This is a genomic window from Gillisia sp. Hel_I_29 (assembly GCF_000744275.1).
Taxonomy (GTDB): Bacteria; Bacteroidota; Bacteroidia; order Flavobacteriales; family Flavobacteriaceae; genus Gillisia.
The window spans coordinates 1,271,004-1,291,089 of sequence record NZ_JQLP01000005.1 but is presented as its reverse complement, the minus strand read 5'-3'; the positions used below and the strand labels follow the sequence as shown (position 1 = coordinate 1,291,089).

The 20,086-nt window shown below is 33.7% G+C and carries 27 protein-coding genes and 1 pseudogene; 16 read left to right on the top strand and 12 right to left on the bottom strand.

The window, feature by feature from the left end; genetic code table 11:
- Positions 1-143 precede the first annotated feature (143 nt).
- The gene (locus P163_RS11000) at positions 144-365 is read left to right on the top strand and encodes a hypothetical protein (protein ID WP_034890911.1); all 222 of its coding nucleotides are present in this window, start codon (positions 144-146) and stop codon (positions 363-365) included.
- Between the two features lie 60 nt (positions 366-425).
- On the opposite strand, the gene P163_RS10995 is transcribed toward P163_RS11000, so the two are convergent.
- Complete coding sequence (locus P163_RS10995) at positions 426-968, bottom strand: DUF4494 domain-containing protein (protein WP_034890908.1); 543 nt, start codon at positions 966-968, stop codon at positions 426-428.
- A gap of 191 nt (positions 969-1,159) precedes the next feature.
- On the opposite strand from P163_RS10995, the gene P163_RS10990 reads away from it, so the two are divergent.
- The 3 genes from P163_RS10990 (at position 1,160) to P163_RS10980 (ending at position 3,499) form a co-directional block, all read left to right on the top strand.
- Entirely contained in the window at positions 1,160-1,687 is a 528-nt protein-coding gene (locus tag P163_RS10990; RefSeq protein WP_034890905.1) for a glutathione peroxidase, read from the top strand.
- Positions 1,684-2,097, top strand: coding sequence for a hypothetical protein (locus P163_RS10985; RefSeq protein WP_034890903.1), 414 nt, complete (start codon positions 1,684-1,686; stop codon positions 2,095-2,097). The genes P163_RS10990 and P163_RS10985 overlap by 4 nt, the downstream gene beginning before the upstream one ends.
- Positions 2,098-2,287: 190 nt before the next feature.
- Positions 2,288-3,499 carry a GAF domain-containing sensor histidine kinase gene (locus tag P163_RS10980; protein WP_034890900.1) on the top strand — a complete coding sequence of 404 codons (1,212 nt, stop codon included), beginning with the start codon at positions 2,288-2,290 and terminating at the stop codon, positions 3,497-3,499.
- A 65-nt stretch (positions 3,500-3,564) separates the two neighbouring features.
- Here P163_RS10980 and P163_RS10975 read toward each other — a convergent pair.
- A pseudogene (locus P163_RS10975) lies at positions 3,565-3,822 on the bottom strand (CIA30 family protein); the annotation flags it as partial.
- 66 nt (positions 3,823-3,888) lie between these two features.
- Between P163_RS10975 and P163_RS10970 the strand changes: the two are divergent.
- A complete protein-coding gene (locus P163_RS10970; RefSeq protein ID WP_034886817.1) occupies positions 3,889-4,278 on the top strand; it encodes an IS630 transposase-related protein in 390 nt (129 codons plus the stop codon).
- Positions 4,275-5,141, top strand: coding sequence for an IS3 family transposase (locus tag P163_RS10965; RefSeq protein ID WP_034886819.1), 867 nt, complete (start codon positions 4,275-4,277; stop codon positions 5,139-5,141). Before P163_RS10970 ends, P163_RS10965 begins: the two co-directional genes overlap by 4 nt.
- 31 nt (positions 5,142-5,172) lie before the next feature.
- Here the strand turns inward: P163_RS10965 and P163_RS10960 are convergent, their stop codons facing one another.
- Genes P163_RS10960 through P163_RS18320 form a run of 8 tightly spaced genes read right to left on the bottom strand, consistent with a single transcriptional unit; the run spans position 5,173 to position 9,620 of the window.
- Positions 5,173-5,457: a CIA30 family protein gene (locus P163_RS10960; RefSeq protein WP_051931226.1), complete on the bottom strand. Its 285-nt coding sequence runs from the start codon at positions 5,455-5,457 to the stop codon at positions 5,173-5,175.
- 26 nt (positions 5,458-5,483) lie between these two features.
- On the bottom strand, positions 5,484-5,912 hold the full coding sequence (locus P163_RS10955) for a hypothetical protein (RefSeq protein ID WP_051931225.1): 429 nt from the start codon (positions 5,910-5,912) through the stop codon (positions 5,484-5,486).
- Positions 5,913-5,962: 50 nt separating this feature from the next.
- Positions 5,963-7,450: a cryptochrome/photolyase family protein gene (locus P163_RS10950; RefSeq protein WP_034890897.1), complete on the bottom strand. Its 1,488-nt coding sequence runs from the start codon at positions 7,448-7,450 to the stop codon at positions 5,963-5,965.
- On the bottom strand, positions 7,447-7,575 hold the full coding sequence (locus P163_RS18180; protein WP_081891330.1) for a DUF2256 domain-containing protein: 129 nt from the start codon (positions 7,573-7,575) through the stop codon (positions 7,447-7,449). Before P163_RS18180 ends, P163_RS10950 begins: the two co-directional genes overlap by 4 nt.
- Positions 7,576-7,626: 51 nt before the next feature.
- On the bottom strand, positions 7,627-8,745 hold the full coding sequence (locus tag P163_RS10945; protein WP_034890894.1) for an FAD-binding domain-containing protein: 1,119 nt from the start codon (positions 8,743-8,745) through the stop codon (positions 7,627-7,629).
- Positions 8,745-9,032: a TIGR03643 family protein gene (locus P163_RS10940; RefSeq protein WP_034890892.1), complete on the bottom strand. Its 288-nt coding sequence runs from the start codon at positions 9,030-9,032 to the stop codon at positions 8,745-8,747. The genes P163_RS10945 and P163_RS10940 overlap by 1 nt, the downstream gene beginning before the upstream one ends.
- Before the next feature lie 8 nt (positions 9,033-9,040).
- Complete coding sequence (locus tag P163_RS10935; protein WP_034890889.1) at positions 9,041-9,442, bottom strand: DUF2452 domain-containing protein; 402 nt, start codon at positions 9,440-9,442, stop codon at positions 9,041-9,043.
- A 10-nt stretch (positions 9,443-9,452) separates the two neighbouring features.
- The gene (locus tag P163_RS18320) at positions 9,453-9,620 is read right to left on the bottom strand and encodes a Lacal_2735 family protein (protein ID WP_034890887.1); all 168 of its coding nucleotides are present in this window, start codon (positions 9,618-9,620) and stop codon (positions 9,453-9,455) included.
- Positions 9,621-9,849: 229 nt separating this feature from the next.
- On the opposite strand from P163_RS18320, the gene P163_RS10925 reads away from it, so the two are divergent.
- The 9 genes from P163_RS10925 (at position 9,850) to P163_RS10885 (ending at position 17,751) form a co-directional block, all read left to right on the top strand.
- Entirely contained in the window at positions 9,850-10,389 is a 540-nt protein-coding gene (locus tag P163_RS10925) for a Dps family protein (RefSeq protein WP_034890884.1), read from the top strand.
- Between the two features lie 365 nt (positions 10,390-10,754).
- Positions 10,755-10,970: a hypothetical protein gene (locus P163_RS10920; RefSeq protein ID WP_034890881.1), complete on the top strand. Its 216-nt coding sequence runs from the start codon at positions 10,755-10,757 to the stop codon at positions 10,968-10,970.
- A 14-nt stretch (positions 10,971-10,984) separates the two neighbouring features.
- A complete protein-coding gene (locus P163_RS10915; protein ID WP_034890877.1) occupies positions 10,985-12,082 on the top strand; it encodes a sensor histidine kinase in 1,098 nt (365 codons plus the stop codon).
- Positions 12,083-12,085: 3 nt separating this feature from the next.
- Complete coding sequence (locus P163_RS10910) at positions 12,086-13,411, top strand: sigma-54-dependent transcriptional regulator (protein ID WP_034890874.1); 1,326 nt, start codon at positions 12,086-12,088, stop codon at positions 13,409-13,411.
- 358 nt (positions 13,412-13,769) lie between these two features.
- Positions 13,770-15,050 (top strand): Glu/Leu/Phe/Val family dehydrogenase, encoded by a 1,281-nt coding sequence (locus P163_RS10905; protein WP_034890871.1) that lies wholly within the window; start codon positions 13,770-13,772, stop codon positions 15,048-15,050.
- Positions 15,051-15,063: 13 nt separating this feature from the next.
- Positions 15,064-15,513 (top strand): GreA/GreB family elongation factor, encoded by a 450-nt coding sequence (locus tag P163_RS10900; RefSeq protein WP_231556189.1) that lies wholly within the window; start codon positions 15,064-15,066, stop codon positions 15,511-15,513.
- On the top strand, positions 15,485-15,907 hold the full coding sequence (locus P163_RS10895) for a hypothetical protein (RefSeq protein WP_034890868.1): 423 nt from the start codon (positions 15,485-15,487) through the stop codon (positions 15,905-15,907). Before P163_RS10900 ends, P163_RS10895 begins: the two co-directional genes overlap by 29 nt.
- 112 nt (positions 15,908-16,019) lie before the next feature.
- The gene (locus tag P163_RS10890; protein WP_034890865.1) at positions 16,020-16,235 is read left to right on the top strand and encodes a hypothetical protein; all 216 of its coding nucleotides are present in this window, start codon (positions 16,020-16,022) and stop codon (positions 16,233-16,235) included.
- 415 nt (positions 16,236-16,650) lie between these two features.
- Positions 16,651-17,751 carry a mechanosensitive ion channel family protein gene (locus tag P163_RS10885; protein ID WP_034890862.1) on the top strand — a complete coding sequence of 367 codons (1,101 nt, stop codon included), beginning with the start codon at positions 16,651-16,653 and terminating at the stop codon, positions 17,749-17,751.
- A gap of 10 nt (positions 17,752-17,761) precedes the next feature.
- Here the strand turns inward: P163_RS10885 and P163_RS10880 are convergent, their stop codons facing one another.
- The gene (locus P163_RS10880) at positions 17,762-18,469 is read right to left on the bottom strand and encodes a TVP38/TMEM64 family protein (RefSeq protein ID WP_034890859.1); all 708 of its coding nucleotides are present in this window, start codon (positions 18,467-18,469) and stop codon (positions 17,762-17,764) included.
- A gap of 66 nt (positions 18,470-18,535) precedes the next feature.
- Between P163_RS10880 and P163_RS18315 the strand changes: the two genes are divergently transcribed.
- Positions 18,536-18,712 (top strand): hypothetical protein, encoded by a 177-nt coding sequence (locus tag P163_RS18315; protein ID WP_156100693.1) that lies wholly within the window; start codon positions 18,536-18,538, stop codon positions 18,710-18,712.
- A 214-nt stretch (positions 18,713-18,926) separates the two neighbouring features.
- Here P163_RS18315 and P163_RS10875 read toward each other — a convergent pair whose 3' ends face one another.
- Entirely contained in the window at positions 18,927-20,042 is a 1,116-nt protein-coding gene (locus P163_RS10875; RefSeq protein ID WP_034890856.1) for a DUF2914 domain-containing protein, read from the bottom strand.
- Positions 20,043-20,086: the final 44 nt, after the last annotated feature.

Below are 20,086 nucleotides of genomic sequence, written 5' to 3'. Positions count from 1 at the left end.
ATAATTAAAGTTGGCATTAGCTTTTACAAAATTGATGATAGTGATAAAGTAACAAAATGATGCCTGTCAGTTTTCTCGAATTTTTTAAGAATTTATTGAGAATGATCTCCGTAGAAAATGGTTAACTTAAGTAAAAAGATATTATGAAAATAACTGCCATTAATTGGTTGGTAATAACCACCGTACTTTTAATAACACTTTGTGTGTTGGCTAACTTTAATATCTCCTTCGGAATTATTTTTGGAATAATGCTTATTGGGCAAGCACTGTTAATTTTCAGTGTTTATAAGATCTTAAGAGATAATTATAGTACAGATAAAACATTTAAGGATCTATATGAAGATAGACCAGACCTAGGGAAATAATTATTAAAAAAAAACGCCTCTTTAAAAAAAAGAGGCGTTCTTATATTAGAAATCTATTACTTACGCGATTTCTGTTTCTTCTAACACTTCATCCTCTAAAACCTCTTCATTTACTACATCTTCAGTTTCAGCTTTAATTGCATTCATTTCTTCTGAAGAATCTTCAACTTCCCCAGAAAAGTAAGGAAATACATCTACTATTGGTGACTCATTAATGGCCGGAATAGAATAATCTCCCATAGTATTTTCCATAGCCTTCGTGCAATTATCAAAGGCTTCTTTCACATCGTTTGCCTGAACTAAAAGGTACATGTTAGATTTTTTCTCTTTCCCGCTTTTTTCATCTATAGCCATTAGAGAGACTTTGGTTTTAAACCATCTGTCTGAATTCTCAAAAGGATGAACTTCTGCTAGATTTGCCACTTTTATATTGGTGATCATAAATTCCTCGCTCGTGTAAGCGGTCATTTCTTCTGTTATTCTTGCTTCTGCTTCTGTAAAAGAGATCGCATCTAATAAGTAGGTCTCAGAGATAACTTTTTGTTCTCCAGTTTCATGTGTTTTTCTATACTTAACTTTACACTCATACCACGTTGCACTCATATCTTGATTTTTTTAAGGGTGCCAAATATAAATTTAAAAAGACGCCTTCAAAAATTATCTAAGAATAGATATTCACAATCTCACTTCCAACCATAAAAATAGGTTGGTAAGAATATTTTAATAAGAGGTTAATAATTGATTAATAGCATCTTTGAATAATTAGTGGCATTTTTACAAAAATCCCAATTTACATGAAAACTAATGATAAAATGAAGGTGGCGCCTATATCTTCTACAAAACAAAATGAAAGATCTATCTACGATATTAGGATTAATGCTCTAGATGGAAAACCTATAACGCTATTAGATTATAAGGGAAAAAAGATGCTATTTGTAAATGTAGCTTCAGAATGTGGATTTACTAAACAGTACAAAGAACTTCAGAAATTAAGTGATAGCTATCCGGAAGGTCTGGTGGTAATAGGTTCACCATGCAATCAATTTGGGAAACAAGAACCGGGAGAAGCTGGGCAAATTCAAGAATTTTGTGAAGTGAATTTTGGAGTTACATTTTTACTGACAGAAAAAATAAATGTAAAAGGCAGTAAACAGCACGACCTCTACAAATGGCTAACTTCTAAAGAACTTAATAATAAGAAAAGTTCTAGTGTAAAATGGAACTTTCAGAAATACCTCGTAGATGAAAAAGGAAACTTAGTAGATTATTATTTCTCAATCACCAATCCACTAAGTACCAAGATCACTAAGCATTTAAAATGAGCATAGAAATAATAAGATTATTATTAGATTTTGGATTATTAGTGCTTATCTGGATCATTCAGCGTATTGTATATCCTAGCTTTGCATACTATAGTCCCGAAAAATTAGTGAATTGGCATACTGCGTATACCAAAAGGTTTAGTACTATCGTGATCCCTTTGATGTTTGGACAATTAGGAATTGCTTTTTATCAACTTATCACGCAATCAAACTTTTATACTATAATTAGTCTTCTAACCATTGCAGTAATTTGGATTTCTACCTTTGGCATCTTTGTGCCAATTCATTCTAAAATTGCGAAAAACAACGGAGATCAAAAAATGCTCACTAGCCTCGTTAAAAAGAATTGGATACGTACTGTCTTATGGTCATTTTTATTTATTTATAGTCTTTTGGAAATTTCGTTTTAGAATACAAACTATTTTTTATCGATCAATGAATATTGCTAAGAATGAATAAATATGCTACCCGAAAATTGATAGTAATAAAACTCCCAAATCCTCCAATTTTAATATCCCAGATTTGAGGTTTAAATCGCTGTTATTAGCTAGTATGTTAATTTATCTATTTAGTATTTTTGAAAAATAACGCTTTCAGTTTATGTACAGAGAAAATTTAGCCCCTCATTTAATTAATGATATTGATAATATCTCTAAAATAGGTGCAATCCCATCTATTCTTAATGTTATTTGCAGAACTACAGGAATGAAATTTTCTGCAGTTGCTAGAGTAACCGATGAAAAATGGATTACTTGTGTTTCGCAAGATGAAATAAATTTTGGCCTTAATACAGGAGATGAATTGGTTTTAGAAACCACCATTTGTAATGAGATTCGCCAGCATAATACTCCGGTTATTATAGAACATGTTGCGAAGAATGAGCAATTTTGTAATCATAAAACACCAGAGCGCTATGGATTTCAGAGTTATATTTCCTTTCCTATCTTTAAAAAAGACGGAAGTTTTTTCGGGACTCTTTGTGCTATAGACCCAGAACCTGCCAAGCTAGAAAATAAGGTGATTAAAGATCTATTTCAACTATACACGCAACTTATATCTTTTCATCTGGATGCAGTGGAAGAATTAGAAGAATTGAATTCCAGTTTAAAGGAAGAAAGGCATATTGCAGAACTTCGAGAAACCTTTATTGCCATATTAGGCCATGATCTTCGTAATCCGGTTGGTACTACAAGGATGTGTGCAGACATTTTATTAAAAATAGAGCTACCAGAACTGGCAAAGCGCCAAGCGCGAACAATAAAGGCTACTTCCTATAGAATGCAGGCTTTAATAGATAATCTTCTGGATTTTGCTAAAGGACATTTAGGCGATGGTATTTCCCTTGAAATTGCTAAGAATAACAATATCTTAGAAACAACATTACTTCAGGTAATAGATGAAATTAGAACCGTAGATCCAGATCATAAAATTCTGGTGAAAATAGATCTTAAGGAAGAGGTAGAGTGCGATCATAATAGAATTGGGCAATTATACTCCAATCTTTTGAGCAATGCTGTTAAGCACGGGGATCCTCTAAAGCCTATTCAAACCAACGTTACTGCAGAGAATGGCCAATTTAAACTAAGCGTCTTAAATGCGGGTAAGAAAATTCCAGAAGAAAAAATGATAAGTCTTTTTAAACCATTCTTTTCTACAAATTCTGAGAATAATAAATCCGGACTTGGTTTAGGACTATATATCTCTTCTGAAATTGCCAAAGCCCATGGCGGTAAAATGAAGGTGAGTTCTTTAGAAGATGAAATTAAATTTACCTTCTGTATGCCAACAAAAGTTGTGGTAGATCTGGATTAAAGAAGGGGATTAAAGATCTAAGATCTGTAGGCGTAATTATGCTTTTTTTTAAGTCTACCAAAGTTCTACTTCAAAATAATAGATGCTATTTCTAATTTAAAATCCTCGGCTTTTTTATTGCCTATTAAAAAGGCAATTTCCTCTATACTTTCTCTGTCATAATTTGGAATATCAAGATTAGTTCCTCTAAAAGCAGGGTACATCTCTGTAAGTGTTATTTCTATCGTTCCCCACTCTTCATAAGGTTGAAAGTTCACTATATAAGAATAGTAATCTTTTGTTTTATGCTTTACTCTAAATTGATAGGTTTTACCGTCTCCTTTTACTTTTAGAAGTGTACTTTCCTGAAATAGGTTGACTAAAAATTAATCCTTTTAGCACTATATCTAATGAAAGAACAAAATGAACACTGTCGAAAAACTTCCTACAAAAAAGTAGGTTATGATCTTAAGCTGGTTATCATCGATCAGATCCAAAATGCACAGATCTCTATCAATCATGCTTCCGATAAATATCAGGTTTCCAGAGCTTCTATTTACTACTGGTTGAAAAAATACAGTACTTTAGAACAAAAGAAACAAGGGATGAGCAAGAAAGATGAGATCAAAAAACTCAAAGAAAAAATAGAGGAGCTGGAGTTTGTAAAAGACTTCCAACAAGACATTATTGCTGACATGGAACTTATTACCGGAGTTGATATGTCAAAAAAGTCATTGCCCAAAACATTAGCAGACGAGATCGAAAAAAAGAAGCAAAACCGTTTAAAAGAAAATGGTTGATCCAATGTTTTGGGGTTTCCAAACAAGCTTTCTATAAGCGGTTAAAATCTCATCAGACCACGCAAACACAGCAACAGCTAATCATTCGGCTCATCAAAGAGTATCGGAGTCAGTACGGACTGCGCACCGGTGGAATCAAACTATATCAGGAATTAAAGGCTGACATGAACCGACTCGGTATCAAAATAGGAAGGGATAAATTCTATCAGGTGATGCGCATGAATAACCTGCTCGTGCCTAAATTAAAGCGATTCCATATCACAACTGATTCAAAACATCGATTCTTTAAATACAAAAACCTGGTAAAAGACAAAGTGCCCACCAGGCCTGAACAACTTTGGGTAAGCGATATCACCTATATTAAAACACAGAACGGACACAGTTATCTGGCATTGGTCACAGACGCCTATTCCAAGCAAATTATGGGTTATAAATTGGCAAGCCATATGAAGACATCACTTTGCATCGATGCGCTTAAAATGGCCATTAAAAACAGGAAATACAAGAATCAGAAACTCATTCATCATTCAGATCGTGGAATTCAGTATTGCAATCCCCAATACACCAGCTTTGCTGAGGAAAACGGAATACAAATGAGCATGACCGAGAAGTACGACCCATACGAGAATGCCGTGGCTGAGAGAGTCAACAGAACCCTTAAATATGAATATGATTTAAAACGAACTATAAAAAATACTAACTTAGCGAAGAAGATGGTCAAAAGGGCTGTTGAGATTTACAACAACAAAAGACCACATTTCAGTCTCAAATTGAACACCCCTAACTTTGTTCATTTGAATAGAAATGTAGACTATCATTCCTACAAAAGAAACAAACAAATTTTAGAACTACTGACCATTTAAACTGTCAAAAATCGAATCAAAAAAGGTCAACCTATATCAGTATAATACAAAGCACTTTGGTAAATCCTTTGGTACTCATCTCTTCAAAGCCATATCTAACAGAAGAAAACCCGCCGTTATTCTCTAACGAAACCCGACCTTCAAATACTGCATTCCCCTCATTGTTTAGATGAAATTTTCCTGCAGATCTACCTCCCATAACTCCATCATCTACCACAGACCATCCTGAAATATCTGTTGTCTTATCAAATTTAAAAATTGTGGTTGTTTGCATAGTAAATAAAAATAAGGTGAATATAGTTAGCTTTAATTTCATCTTGATTTTGTTTAATGGTTCTCTGCTTATCCATCATAATACTCTAAGTTTAACGAGTCATTTTTAAGATCGATCATTTTATTAATAAATTTCTTATTATCATGATAGTTCTTATTTCTTCTACACTTAATAAAATGCCCATTTGCATGTATCGTAAAGGTCTGGGTATTATAAATCACCAATCTGTAATATGGAATAACCCATGAATATTGGTTTGTTGCATCGCTTATATTTACTATGATTCCCTTAGGCCGTAAAACGATGGTTGCAAAAGAACTATCTGCAACTGCTAACATTTCTGGTTGAAGTTTTGGACTAAACGCTGCAATCTCTAATTTACCTGAACTTATCTTTCCCAGCTTTATTTTCTCTAAAAATGAAAAAGGCTTCCCCACAGCATCTGTACTCTCCTGAATAAAAATGTGATTGGTATTTGTAGTTTTAAATAGCATCATAAAGTTTAATTTTGATCTGTAACCTCACTTTTTTGTGTAATTAAATCCTGTTAAGTTGCTAGAGTAGAAAGATAATTCTCTCCATTTTTTAAATGTAATGTCTTTTTTTCTACAGGCATCTTATCAAACATTCTTACCAGCATTCCTAATCTGGGATTAGCAAGAAAGAAATCTCTATGTTTATCCATAAAGCGCCAGAAAAGACCATCCCAAACTGCCTGCCATTCTCCGTTAGGATAATTACTCATCTTCTTTAAATAATTGCTTCCACTTATATAAGGTTTTGTAGCCATCAAGCCTCCATCTGCAAACTGACTCATTCCATAAACATTGGTAACCATCACCCAATCATACGCATCTATAAACAGTTCCATAAACCATTTATAGACCTCATCTGGGTCAAACTCACACAACACCATAAAATTCCCAAGCACCATTAAACGTTCTATGTGATGACAATAGCCGGTTTCCAATACTTTTTTGATCGTTTTATCTATAGGAACTATTCCAGTGGTACCATCATAAAAAGACGCAGGGATCTTACGCTTAAATTTCCAAAAATTTGTGGTGCGCTCTTCCACTCCCCTAACCTCGTAAACACCTCTAATAAATTCTCTCCAACCTATAATCTGTCTTATAAATCCTTCCGTAGAGTTAATAGGAATATCATTTTCTCTTGCATATTCCAAACAGGCATCTATAACCTGAGGTGGCGTAATTAAACCTACATTAAGCATAGGGGTTAGAACGCTATGGTTTAATATAGAATATTCTGCAACTATAGCATCTTCATATTTTCCGAACTCTAAAAATCTATTTTCGAAGAATTGATCTAACCAAGAATGGGTAGCCTCAAAACTGGTAGGATATAGTGCATGTGCAGTAATGGTACCTAAATTTTTAGAAAAATGCTTTTCTACGTAATCTTTAGCTTCTTTAAAATAGCTATCTACATCTGGATAATGTACTACTGGAGGTTGCTTTTTGGCTTCGTATTTCTTTCTATTGTCCTCATCAAAGCTCCATTTTCCTCCCGTTGGAGAACCGTTGGGTTCTATAAGAATATTGTTCTTTTTACGTTGCTCTAAATAAAAATTCTTCTGCTGATATTTCTTTTGATCTTTTTTAAAATAATCGGTAATATCTTCTTTTGAATTTAGAAATAAAGGAGACCTACAACACGAAGAGGAAATACCTAATTCTTTAAAACCTTTTTCCAATCGTTGTTGCAGCCAAAAATCTGTTGGATCTATATAATTTATATGCGTTACTCCATTATTATGTAATTCTATAAGTAAAGATCTAATATCAGAGATAGGTTCTGTAGCTTCAATATAATGCACCTCATAACCTCCAGTATTCTTTAGAAAGTCTGCATATCTTCTCATAGTGGCTCTATGAAAAGCTATCTTCTGTTTGTGAAATTTATATTGATTGAAAAATAAATATTCTTCAACTAGATATACAGGAGCATCATATTCAAAAAGTGGAGATTCTTTGAATAATTGATGTGGAAATATAAGATTTATACTTTTCATTTTGTTCTTCTGCAACGTTCACTGCAATATTTCACTTCTTCCCAATTCTTCTCCCATTTCTTGCGCCATGTAAATGGTAATTTACACACAACACATATTTTCTGGGGTAGAAATTCTTTTTTCAAGTCTTAAAAGTTCTTTTGGCCGTATTGTGATTATTAGCTTGATGTTAGCTACTAAAAAGATAGTTGCTTTTTACATTTTTTCCAATACGCAAAGAAGGAAGGATAATAACCCTTTACATCGAACATCCATTCTCTTGGTTCCTCAATCCCTTTATAATGGTTATTTAAAGGATGCTCCTTGTAGTAAATTTCTTTTAAATGATAAGCTTCCGTTAGCTCATGAAATTCTCCAACGTAAATTTGAATATTTGAAATATTCTCTTTAGAAATGCTTAAAACAAAATCTATGGTTTTTTGAGAAACCGGATAATTTTCAAAGTGTGATGGTTCCAGTAACAGTATTCTATTAGCAGAAAGATCTTTTTTCCAAATAGGATCTAAATTGTAGAAATTATAAATAATTGTAGGAAGCGCTTCTTTGATAGAAATATCTTTCTTCTCTGGCAACGGAGTAGTTAAGTTAAGGTTTATTAGCTCTTTTAAATTTTCTGGTATCTCCTTTAGCGGTAGACTCTCGTAAGGAACATCTAGAAAGGTATTTTGCTGATTTGTAAAACAATAATTATTGATATTCTCTTGATTGGCTACATACTTTTTATTTGCATTAGTTCCTGCAACCCACTGCCAGCTAAGAGCGTTGCTAGCCCAATCTGCATCTAGGAGATGATAATACATCCACTTTGCTGGTAACTTCCAATAACTTTGCCCGCAATTACACGATATGGAAGCAATATACATTCTAAGATGATTGTGAAGATATCCTGTCTCATAGAAGCTTTGAATTCCTTTATCTATGGCCTCAATGCCTGTTGTAGCATTTACAATTGCCTTAGGTATCATCTCATTAGTAACAGCTTCTTGCGCATGTTTAAGATCTGAATTTATTTGATCTCCCTTTGCGATCCAAACTTGCTGCCAATAATCTCTCCAGGCCAATTCCTGAATAAATTTTCCTATTTGAGCAGTTTGATAGCCTTGCTTTAGAACCTCTGTAAAAACAAAATTTGTGGAGATAATACCTCTTGAAATATAGGGCGACAAGTGAGATACAGAACCGTTAAGATAATTTCTATCAGCCCCATATTTAACCGGATCTACAGCATGAATTTGCTCTATGATCTTGGAATAAGACGTAGGAAAAGACAATTCTTGCTGTTCAAAGGTTCTCATTATCTTTTACTTATTTTATTTCCAGAAATCGCTTTTTGTCTCGTGCTTTTAAATCGTAACATGTCTGGAGATCGCTTCTTTAAATGTTTTTGACTCACTCCGCTATTAACACGTTTTCGCCATCTTTTAAAACTAGACTCTTTCAGGTTTCCACGCATTACTTTAATAACCTCTTTTTCAGGAAGCCCAAATTGAAATTCTATAGCCTCAAACGGAGTTCTGTCTTCCCAGGCCATTTCTATAATTCTATCTAATTCTCGTTCTGTAAATTCGGTAGTATCTAACATAATTTAGTTTAAATTTTTTCCCATATCTGGTCCGCATTTAAATAAAAGCTCCCAAGATTATTAAAATTACATTGCTCTGGCGCAATAATGGAAAGAAAAGTTTCTCCATTATCCCTTTTGTATAAATGATACAATTGATTAACTATAGGTTCAAAAGTAAATTTGGAGCTAAAGATGAGTTTATTATATTCAAATTCTTGGATCATTTTTTCATACGCTGCTTTTAACTCTAAGTATTTGGTTTCTACTTTATGATTCAGCTTGTTGATACTTCTATTTTTCCAGGTTATAGTATCTGGAGTTGTGATTACAGGAGCACCCAATGAGGTAGCATAAGGTTTAAGTGCAGCGTCATACTTTTGAGTTTCTACGTCAAAAACAACATTATCTGGCTTCTTGTCTACAGACATATAAAGAATTTTAAGAATTCAACCTTTCTAATTTTTTCATCACCTCCTCTGCTTCATAAGCTTTTTGATCGCTCATTTTTCTATTACTTGTAGAAAGACGGTGCGATTCTTTTAAAAGACTTTCATACTCGGCTTGAAGCTTTTCTTTTTCTGATTTCTTTTTAAATAGGTTGAACATCGATGAAGACTTTTAAATTATTATTAGTTAAATACGAACATCAACAAATATAAACATAGATTTTGTTTAATTATTAATATAATATGTTAAACAAAAAGAGTGATGCTTTTTTAAGGATTATTAACGTAAATCTTTGAATACAATTAAATTTAAACTTTATGAAGAGCTTAATAAATGATTAATATATGTTTTCATTCAATTTAATGAATTTTATAAAAAAATAGATATTATGAAAAAGATGATTACCTCAGTATTTTTGCTAGTAAGCTTTCTTAGCTTTGGGCAGGAGAATTTTAATCTTAACCTAAGTGCTAATACACCAAAAGTAGAAGCATCTTCACAGGTTTCTTCAGAATTACAAAACATACTGTACGATGTTATAGCTCAATTTCACGCAGTACAACAGGCACATTGGAATGTGCAGGGACCACAATTTGAAAGTCTACATTCTTTATTAGGAGATTTCTATAAATCTTTATCTGGAGATATAGATCAACTAGCAGAAAGAAAATTAGCTTTAGGGCAGGCTGCAGATGGAAGGCCAAGTGCGGTAGCAACAAAAGCTAAGCTTGGTGACACTCCTACTGGATTCCAAAAAGATCATGAAGTGATAAAGAGTTTGGTAATGAGTACTAAAAAATTATCTGATAACCTTGCCGAAAGTATTGAATTGGTTGGAGATAAGGATGTAGTGACTCAAGATCTACTAATTGGAATACAATATGACATTGACACTTACCTATGGAAATTAAGGTCATTTTCTTATTAAGAAATTTGCATTTAAAACTTAAGCCGAACAAATAGTTCGGTTTTTTTTTTGCATTAATCTTTGATAGAATTTCATTAGAAAGTTAAGTAAATTTTTTAATGAATTATCTTTGATATTGATAGGAATTGCAGCATTCACAGACCAAATTGGCGTTTACTGATGCATTTAAATTGTTGAGAAGCTATATTAATGTTAAAAAAAGATAAATAAAATACATTTTATTGCCCATAAGTGTTTGGAAATGAATATTATTACGTCTAATGAGGTATTTAGTGATCATTTTAAAATAATAGGCAAGATGATAAAGTTTCTTTTCTTACTTTTATGGATTAATCCTGATCACATCTAAAATTCAAAAAATTATTATGGGAAGACCTGCTACAAAACCGAAGGACTTACGAGATGGATTCTATATAGAAGTCCGTAACAAGAATAAAAGTACTGGTGTAAAAATTAGAAGAGATACTAAAGAACAACTTATACTTGCAATAAACGAGTATAAAGATAGTAAAGACGTAGTTATTTTAGGAAGATCTAAGGGTGGAAAAATGATCGATATTCCAGATCTTAGTGTAGAATAATCAATGAAGTCTATATGTCTAACAACATATCTATTTCCAAAAGATTAGAGGAAAGAGTTAAAGAGTTATCTTGTTTGTATGAAGTTTCTTCTGCAATTCGCAAACATTCTAACTCTGTTTTAGACACTTTAGAAGAAATCTGCAAAATTACCCAGCAAGCCTGGCTGTATCCAGATCAGGCAATTGTGCTTTTAGAACTTGAAAATTATAAAGTGGCAACCGCTGCTTTACCTAAAAGCTACATCCACCAGTCAAGTATTATATCACCTTTTAACGAATCAAGAGGTGCTATTAAGGTGCTCTATAATACCGGCAATTTAAAAAATGCACATTTTTTAGAAGAAGAACAGAAACTTTTAAATAAGGTAGCTATAGAAATCACCGAGTTTTTCGAACGCCGTGAGATCGAAGAGAAAAAAGAACTTCTACAGCGCAGTGCAGAACGAAATGACAGACTTTCCATATTAGGTGAGATCACTGCCGGTATTGCACACGAGCTTAATACGCCTTTAGGAAATATTCTAGGCTTTGCCGAATTGATAAAATCAAATAGCCTAGAAGAACAAACCCAAAAAGATTCAGATAAGATCATAAAGGCTGCCATCTATTCTAGAGAAATAGTGAAGAAGCTCATGTTCTTTGCTTGCGAAATGCCTCAACATAGAGAGTCTACCTTATTAAAACCTTTAATAGAGCAAGCACTTTCTCTATTAGCTCCAAACTTTAGGAAGGCTGGAATAACTTATAGCCTCTGCATAGACAATGAGCAATTAAAGGCGCAAATAGATACTATTCAATTTACTCAGGTATTATTCAATATACTAATTAATGCTATTTATATAGCTCCAGAGAAGAGCGAGATCTTTATAACCATAAGAAGTGATAAAGATCATTTTACAATGGAGATCAAAGATGAAGGTGCGGGAATTCCAGAAGCTTTGAGGTCTAAGATCTTTGAACCTTTTTTTACTACCAAACCTATTGGAGAAGGTTCCGGTTTAGGTTTAAGTGTAGTGCACGGTATTATAAAAAGTCATAGAGGAGAAATTATTACATTTGATAATAAACCTAAGGGAACTGTATTTCAAATTAAACTCCCTTTAAAAATGTAATTTATGGCTCTTAAGAAGGCAAATATTCTCATTGTTGATGACGATTATGACATGCTGGAATTAGTGCAGCGCCATCTTCAGGAGTTACATTTTCATTCGTATAGAGCATCTTCTGTAGTTGAGGCTATAAATATTTTAAAATTTAATGCTGTAGATCTCATAATCACAGATCTACAAATGCCCGGCATTGGTGGTCTTGAACTTATAAAATATGTTGATGAACATTTCCCGGAGGTTCCAAAACTGGTGATTACCGGATATCCTTCTATAGATGGCGCTCTTAACGCCATAAAATCTGGTGCTCTAGATTATTTAGTCAAGCCTTTTACCTTTGAAGAATTAAAGAATTCTGTTCAAAAATCTCTTCCTCCACAATCATTACAAGATGCTACTCCTTCTATCTCCTCCCCCATGAGACCTAATGTATATGCTGGTATAGTAGGACATTCTGATGAGATTGAGAAATTAATAGATCTTATAGAGCGTGTTAAGAACAATAGGGCTACGGTGCTTATTCAGGGCGAGAGCGGTACCGGGAAAGAATTGGTAGCTCGTGCCATTCATTATAAAGGTTCTTTTGCAGCAAACCCTTTTATTGCGGTTAACTGTGGTGCCATTCCCGAAGAGTTATTAGAAGCAGAACTCTTTGGATATAAAAAAGGTGCTTTTACCGGTGCGAATGAGAATCGAGAAGGATTTTTTCAGGCCGCAGCTGGAGGTACTATTTTTTTAGATGAAATTGGTACAGCGTCCTCTACAGTACAAACCAGATTATTACGTGTTCTTCAAGAAAAAGAAGTTAGACGTGTTGGAGAACAAAAAGCCCAAAAAATAGAAATTAGGATTATTGCCGCCACCAATAGCAACCTACTTCAGATGTCTCAAAATGGAAGTTTCAGAGAAGATCTTTATTACAGGTTGAATGTGGTAAACATTATTACTCCTCCGTTAAGAGACCACAAAGGTGACATTCCGAGTCTCGCGAAAAATTTTCTTCGAAAATATGCTTCAGAATATGTTAAACCTAAAGTTCAGTTTAGTAGCAGAGCACTAGAAATGCTAAAACGTTATAATTGGCCGGGCAACGTAAGAGAATTAGAAAATGTGGTTCAGAGAGCTATTATTATGAGTGAAGAGCTTATAGATATAGCACAACTTCCAGATCATTTAAAATACCCAATTCCCGCTATTACCTCTACCTCAAGATCTTTACAAGAAGTTGAAAAAGAACACATCTTAAACGTTTTGGCTAGTGTAGATAATAACAAGACCAAAGCAGCTGAAATTCTTCAAATAGATAGAAAAACCCTTCGCAATAAGCTAAAATAAGATAAGCTTCTTAAGTGGTCCATTTATCCCTTACCGGGGCAAAACTCCCCTACCCTAATTTCAAAATAAATAAAAATATAAATTTTAATTTACTGTTTATCAGGTTATTAAATACATTTTTAGCACAAATTAAAATTGTTGGGCATAGCATTTGACTTTCTGTAAACAAGAAAATATAATCTTATGAAAAAATGAACTTAATAAGTAAAAAGCTTTTTGCATCCTCACCCAAAGAGCAACCTCTAAATGGCTTTACGCAAGAGATGATCAAGGGTTTATGCTTTAACTGCGACCATCAGAAATCCTGTACTTGGAAAGAGCACAGAAAATTAGTTTGTGAACACTTTGAATAAATAAAATGATAGATACTAAAACACCAAATAAACAGTCTATGTATGATACTGTAATGAGTCAGTTTAACAAAACGGCAGACATTATAGATCTTAATCCTAATATCAGAAAGATATTGGGAATTACCAATAACGAAATTATTGTTCATTTTCCTGTTAAAATGGACAATGGGAACGTAGAAGTTTTTACCGGATATCGGGTACAACACAATAATGCATTAGGACCATATAAAGGAGGTTTGCGTTATCATGATACTGTAGATATAGACGCTGCAAAAGCTCTTGCAATGTGGATGACCTGGAAAACTTCTCTAGCAGGGCTTCCATTTGGAGGTGCAAAAGGGGGAATTAAGATAGACCCTAGAAAATTCTCAGATTCTGAGTTAGAGCGTATCACCAGACGATTTACTTATGCTCTGGGAGAGAATATTGGGCCGGAACATGATATTCCTGCTCCAGATGTAAATACCAATCCGCAGACCATGGCGTGGATCGTAGATACCTATATGTCTACTATATCTTCTTCAGAACGCTCACACAACCAACACGTAGTAACCGGGAAACCCGTAGGCGCGGGAGGCCTTGAAGGTAGAGATAGAGCTACTGGTTTTGGCGTGTACCTTTCAATAAAATTACTACTTCAAACACAGGGATTAGCATTACACAATAAAACTTTTATAGTACAAGGTTATGGAAATGTTGGTTATTGGGCCTCACATTTTCTAACTAAAGATGGAGCCAAACTTATTGCTGTTCAAGATGCTCATGCCACTCTTTATAACGAAAATGGAATAGATGCAGAGGCTCTTTCGCAACATTGTGAACCTAGAAAAGGTTCTATAGCAGGTTTTGAGGGAGCTCGGGAAATAGATGCAGAAAATTTCTTCGGATTAGATTGTGACATCGTAATTCCGGCTGCATTAGGAAATCAAATTACTGCTGAAAATGCCTATAAGATAAAAGCTACTATCATAGCAGAAGGTGCAAATGGACCTACAGATAAAGATGGGGAGCAAATACTGCTTGAAAATGGGAAGATCATAATTCCGGATATCTTCTGTAATTCTGGGGGTGTAATTGGAAGTTATTTTGAATGGTTGCAAAACAGAAATGGAGAAATGTGGCAGTTGGAAGAAGTGATGGAAAAAATAGAAAAGAAGATCACTCAGAATTTCCATAAGATCCATTCTGAAGTATTAAAGCAACAAACAGACTGGAGAACAGCTGCCTTTATACTGGCGATCTCCAGAGTTGAAACAGCCTATAAACAAAGAGGAATCTTTCCTTAATAAATAGCTGAAAATGTCTAATAACATGAAATACGGAGCATTGATAATAGAGCGAAGTGAGTTTGATATTTTAAAAGAACTCTTGGCACTATCTAGACATTACAAAGATGAGATTTACAAGGCATCTGTTTCTAAATTACAGGAACAGATGCTCACTGCAAAGATCCTAAAGTCTGATAAGATCCCTGAAGACAATATAAGATTAAACTCTACTGTCACCATAAAATCTGAGTTTGATGTAGAAAGAACCTATAAGATAGTTACACCAGATAATGCAGATCTAAGAGATCAAAAAGTCTCCATATTAGCACCATTAGGTCTAGCTCTATTTGGACATGCCGAAGGAGATGAAATTATGTGGAAGTTTCCTGTGGGTGAGCGCATCATTAAAATTGTAAAGGTTATTCAACAACCTATTTTAAAAAATAAAAGATATGATAAACAATATTCAGGAGCATCATAACGAGGAAGAGGTTCATAAACTTAACATGGAGAATGATGTTAGTAAATGGCGAAGTGAGCTGGAATTTTTGGAGCAAGAAATTAACTTTTATCTCCTATTACTAGCATCATCGTTAATTGAAAGAACAAGATCAAATCACATAGATGCCAAGTACTTAGTAAAGCAATTTCATGAACTAAAAGATCTAAATAACTTTCATTATAAGACCTGCATTCAGTTTCAAAATAAATTACAGGGAATTGAAGAATGTGACGATGTACAATGTGATAATGCGTATTTAAACTCATTTCTGATCTTTAAAAATAAACTAGATACCCATTTTGAGGTAGTTAGAACTATCAAAAGATCTGCATTTCAGTATCTCCAGAATGGAATAGAAGCATATGAGAATTAACAGCTCACCGCAATAAACAGAAGAATAATAATCCGCAAGAAATGATAGTAGTAGTTTGAAGTTAAGAACTGTGTAGATAAAAGATTTTATTAATTCTAGAAACTAGTTAATTATGAAAACCATCACCAAAACCCTCATTTTTATATTGTTAGCAGTAATAATTAGATCCATTTATATTCATGATGAACTCTATTCCAGGATCTTTCTGGAAAATTATTGGGTAGCATTTTATATCATTGGTTTTGTGGTAATATTGATCGTTCTCATGAATTTACTAGAACCATTAAGAAAGAATAGCAATAATGATGAATGGGATGTAGACCTTTAATTCATAACTACCTATTACCAAATTATAAATAATACCGGATAGCCACCTTAAACTTTAGAGGTTGCTATCCGGTATTTCTTTGTTCATTAGTTTGCTAAACCATGTTAAGATTTAAGAACACAACTATCCAATAAATTCAGAATTTAAAATAGCAGAACAAATTCATCAGAATTATAACGATTCTCAACACATACAGCTCTCCCTATAACTACTTCCATAAGATCTGCTAGATATTGATACCTTTGCAACAATAATGTCGCCTAGAAATCTAAAGTAGAATTTGATGCGAAATGTTTAATTTAGAGTTCATCAATATTTGATCTAATATGATTAAAGAACTTACATTGTTCAATTTTGCTAGTTTACCCTTAGTGCTAATTAGATTGGTAAATTTCAATCCTCAAGAATTATAGAAATGATAGAGCTTTTTGAAACATATAGACGACAAATAATTTATGCCGTTACTGTAGTTATAAGCGTTATAGTATTACACTTTGTAACCAATTTTATTCATAAGTGGTTAGTAAAGAAAGAACAGGAAAAATTTCCGGAAGAAAGAGCCACTCCATTAAATCTAGTAAAGCAGGTGCTAAATGCATTATGGCTGGTTTTAGGACTTATTGCACTTAGCTTTCTGTTTGTAGAAGAAGAGAAATATGCAGTTCTCACCAAAAACTTCAACATAGTGCTCTACCTTGGTTTTTTGGCAGTGATCACCATTGTGGCTGCTTCAAGCACTAATTTATGGTTCAGGAAAAGTATCAGAAAAAAGATCGCAAATCAAAATGATCCTACCAGTTTTAAATTTTTGCGGTATATCGCAGTTTTCGGAGTCTATTTTGTGGGAATATTATTTGGCCTTTTGGCATTTCCATCGTTAAAGGGAGTAGCTCAAACCGCCTTAGGAGGTGCAGGTGTAATTGCACTAATTGCAGGGGTTGCTTCTCAGGAAGCACTGGCAAATTTGGTTGGAGGTGTCTTTATAATTTCATTTAAACCTTTTAAGATTGGAGATACCATTAAGATCACAGATAGTATGGTTGGAATAGTAACAGATATAACTTTGAGGCATACCATCATTAGAAATTTTGAAAATAAGATGATAGTGATCCCAAATTCCATAATAAATAAAGAAAAACTGGTTAATTATGACCTGGGTGAACTTAAATGCTGTGAACATGTAGAAATAGGAATATCGTACGATAGCAATATTGTTCTTGCCAAGAAAATTATGCAGGAAGAATGTGAAGCGCATCCACTAATTTTAGACAATCGAACTGAATGGGAAAAGAATGATGATGCGAAACCTATGGTAAAAACCGCTGTAATTAGAATGAATGATTCTTCAATAACTGTAAGAGCCTGGGCCTGGAGTAAAAGTTTTGGTGATTCTTTTCAGCTAAAGTGCGATGTTTTAGAGAGTATTAAAAATCGTTTTGATAGTGAAGGAATAGAGATTCCATTCCCTTACAGAACGGTGGTGATAAAAGATACTTCAAAAAAGCAACCTAGCTAATCTCACTATTTTATTTATCTCTAATTTTTTTATCCCAGTAAACATATCCACCAAAGATAACAAGACTTACTATAGAGCCCCATAGCAATCCGCTCTCTAATGTAGCGGTGCTTTTTCCTATGATAGCAATAAAGATGGTAAGCGGAATGATACCTACAATGGTAGCACCTATAAATTTCCAATATCCCATTTTTAAGATGCCGGCTACAAAACTTATGGCATCATTAGAAAGAAATGGATTTATACGAGTAACTATTATTGCCCAAAATCCATAATCATCCAGAAAACTAGCGATTTTCTTTTCAGATTTATGCCCTATTAATCGTTCTACGATCATAGGACCAAAATATCTTCCTATCCAATAACCAATAGATGAAGCGGTAAATATGGCCAATAAAACAATTAAACTACCCCAAATTGGCCCATACGCTAATATGGAAACTACCATCAAGGCCACAGAAGGAATAATGATAAGAAACATTTGAGCTACCATGCTCACCACTAGCATTAAAGGTCCGAACCATCCAAAATCTCCTACCCATTTCCTTATCCTTTCGTTATCGTTGCTGGTGAGTACGCTCCATGCTTCATTTAAGAATTGATTAACTGCGGGGATTAAGAAGTAAGAAGCTACTAATAATACCAAGATCCCAAGAGAAACGTACAGTGGAGCTTTGCTCTTTTTTACAGAATTATTTTTTAAAGAAGATGTATCCATGAAATAAGCTTTTGTAGATCTTATGTATTCTTAATTAACCTTAGTTATTATCTTAGCTTTATTCAGATGAAAATTATAGAGAAGTACAACGCTAAGACCTCAAAAAGATCATTTTTGCTAAAATTAGTAATTCTGATGCGTTTTGTGAAACTGGAAATTAAACAATTACTAGAAAGACATTATTTTAGATCTGAAATTGGAAATATCACGTACAGGAATATTAATGACAATCCTCTTCCCTAATAGACCAATATAAGTTAGTTCTTCCTATTTCCAGGTTTTAATTTATCTCCATTAACTCGATTATTTTACCAGTTCCAACACTCATGTTTCATTTTATCAAATGGATGAAAGGATGGGATGATCATTCGTTCTCTGATTGATATAAAGAACTGCTTCAAAGAATTTCCAATAGTCATTGTACGCGTACATCTGTCTTAGATCTTAGAAACTATTTTTAAAATGATCTCTTTACCATCCCTTCTTTATAAGGTTCAGCAGTGTTTTTAATCACAAAATCCACAACACCCAGAACCAGTTCCTCTTCTGTAATTACATCCACTTTCCATTGACCTTCTTTAAGATTGCTTTTATAAGTATATCCACGGAAACCTCGATCACGCCCTCCGGCAACTTCAAAGCCAAGGTCATCTGTAACTTCCCAATCCCCGGTATTGGGATTAAACCATTTCCACCTATGAAAAATAGACTTTTTTAAATCTGTAGGTGCAAAAACAGAAGTGAACACATAAACTCTTTGATTTTCCTGACGATGAAAATTGATATTATGTTTTCGCCAAAATACAAACCATTCATCCTTCTCGTAAGTAACAATGTATTCATTATTAATTTTCTGCACATCATGAGCCACCAACCCGGTATCCAGCGCTAGCGGCACTGGTGGAATAAGATTGAAATAGTAAAAAACATTAATTGTGATATAAATAGAAAAGATAATTCCCATCAGTTTTTTTAGACTTATCTCAGCTCTTGTGCTTGGGCTTGACTTGTAAATAAACCTGATGAGTGCTAGCGTAGACCACAAACTAACAAGCCCGGAAATGATAAAGATAAAGGTATTCATTTGCCTTATGAGCGTAGGGATCATAAAGGTGAAAAAGGTGAAACTTATAAAAAAATAAACACTAAACTGAAGGTATTTATTGGAGATCTTCTTTTTAAGAAACTCGTTTGCAAATAAGAGCAGCACCAGCAGTATGAAAAAAAACATAGTTTTTGACATGGAGACACTTCTGAAAAAATAGATAACAAAAGCACTTGAAAGTGCGCCAAAGAAGAACTGTATAGCAAGCGGAAAATATTCTGAATAACGTCTTATAAAAGTGCCTTCCCACTTATCATTATTCACTGTATTATATAAATAAAGCGTTATGGATACTAAGGTCATATGCGAGCAAAGTACAACGGTATCATAAACTCGATCTATTCTCCCTAGGGTCAACGTATCAAAAATAAAACCACCCATAAAAAAAAGAATGGGAGCATACTTTTGATTGCGAGTAATATACGTGCCAAAAGCACTTTTTCTATATCTAACTAAAGCTCTTTTCATATTGTATTGAGTAGCGGCAAATTTAGCATAAAAACTTCATCAGG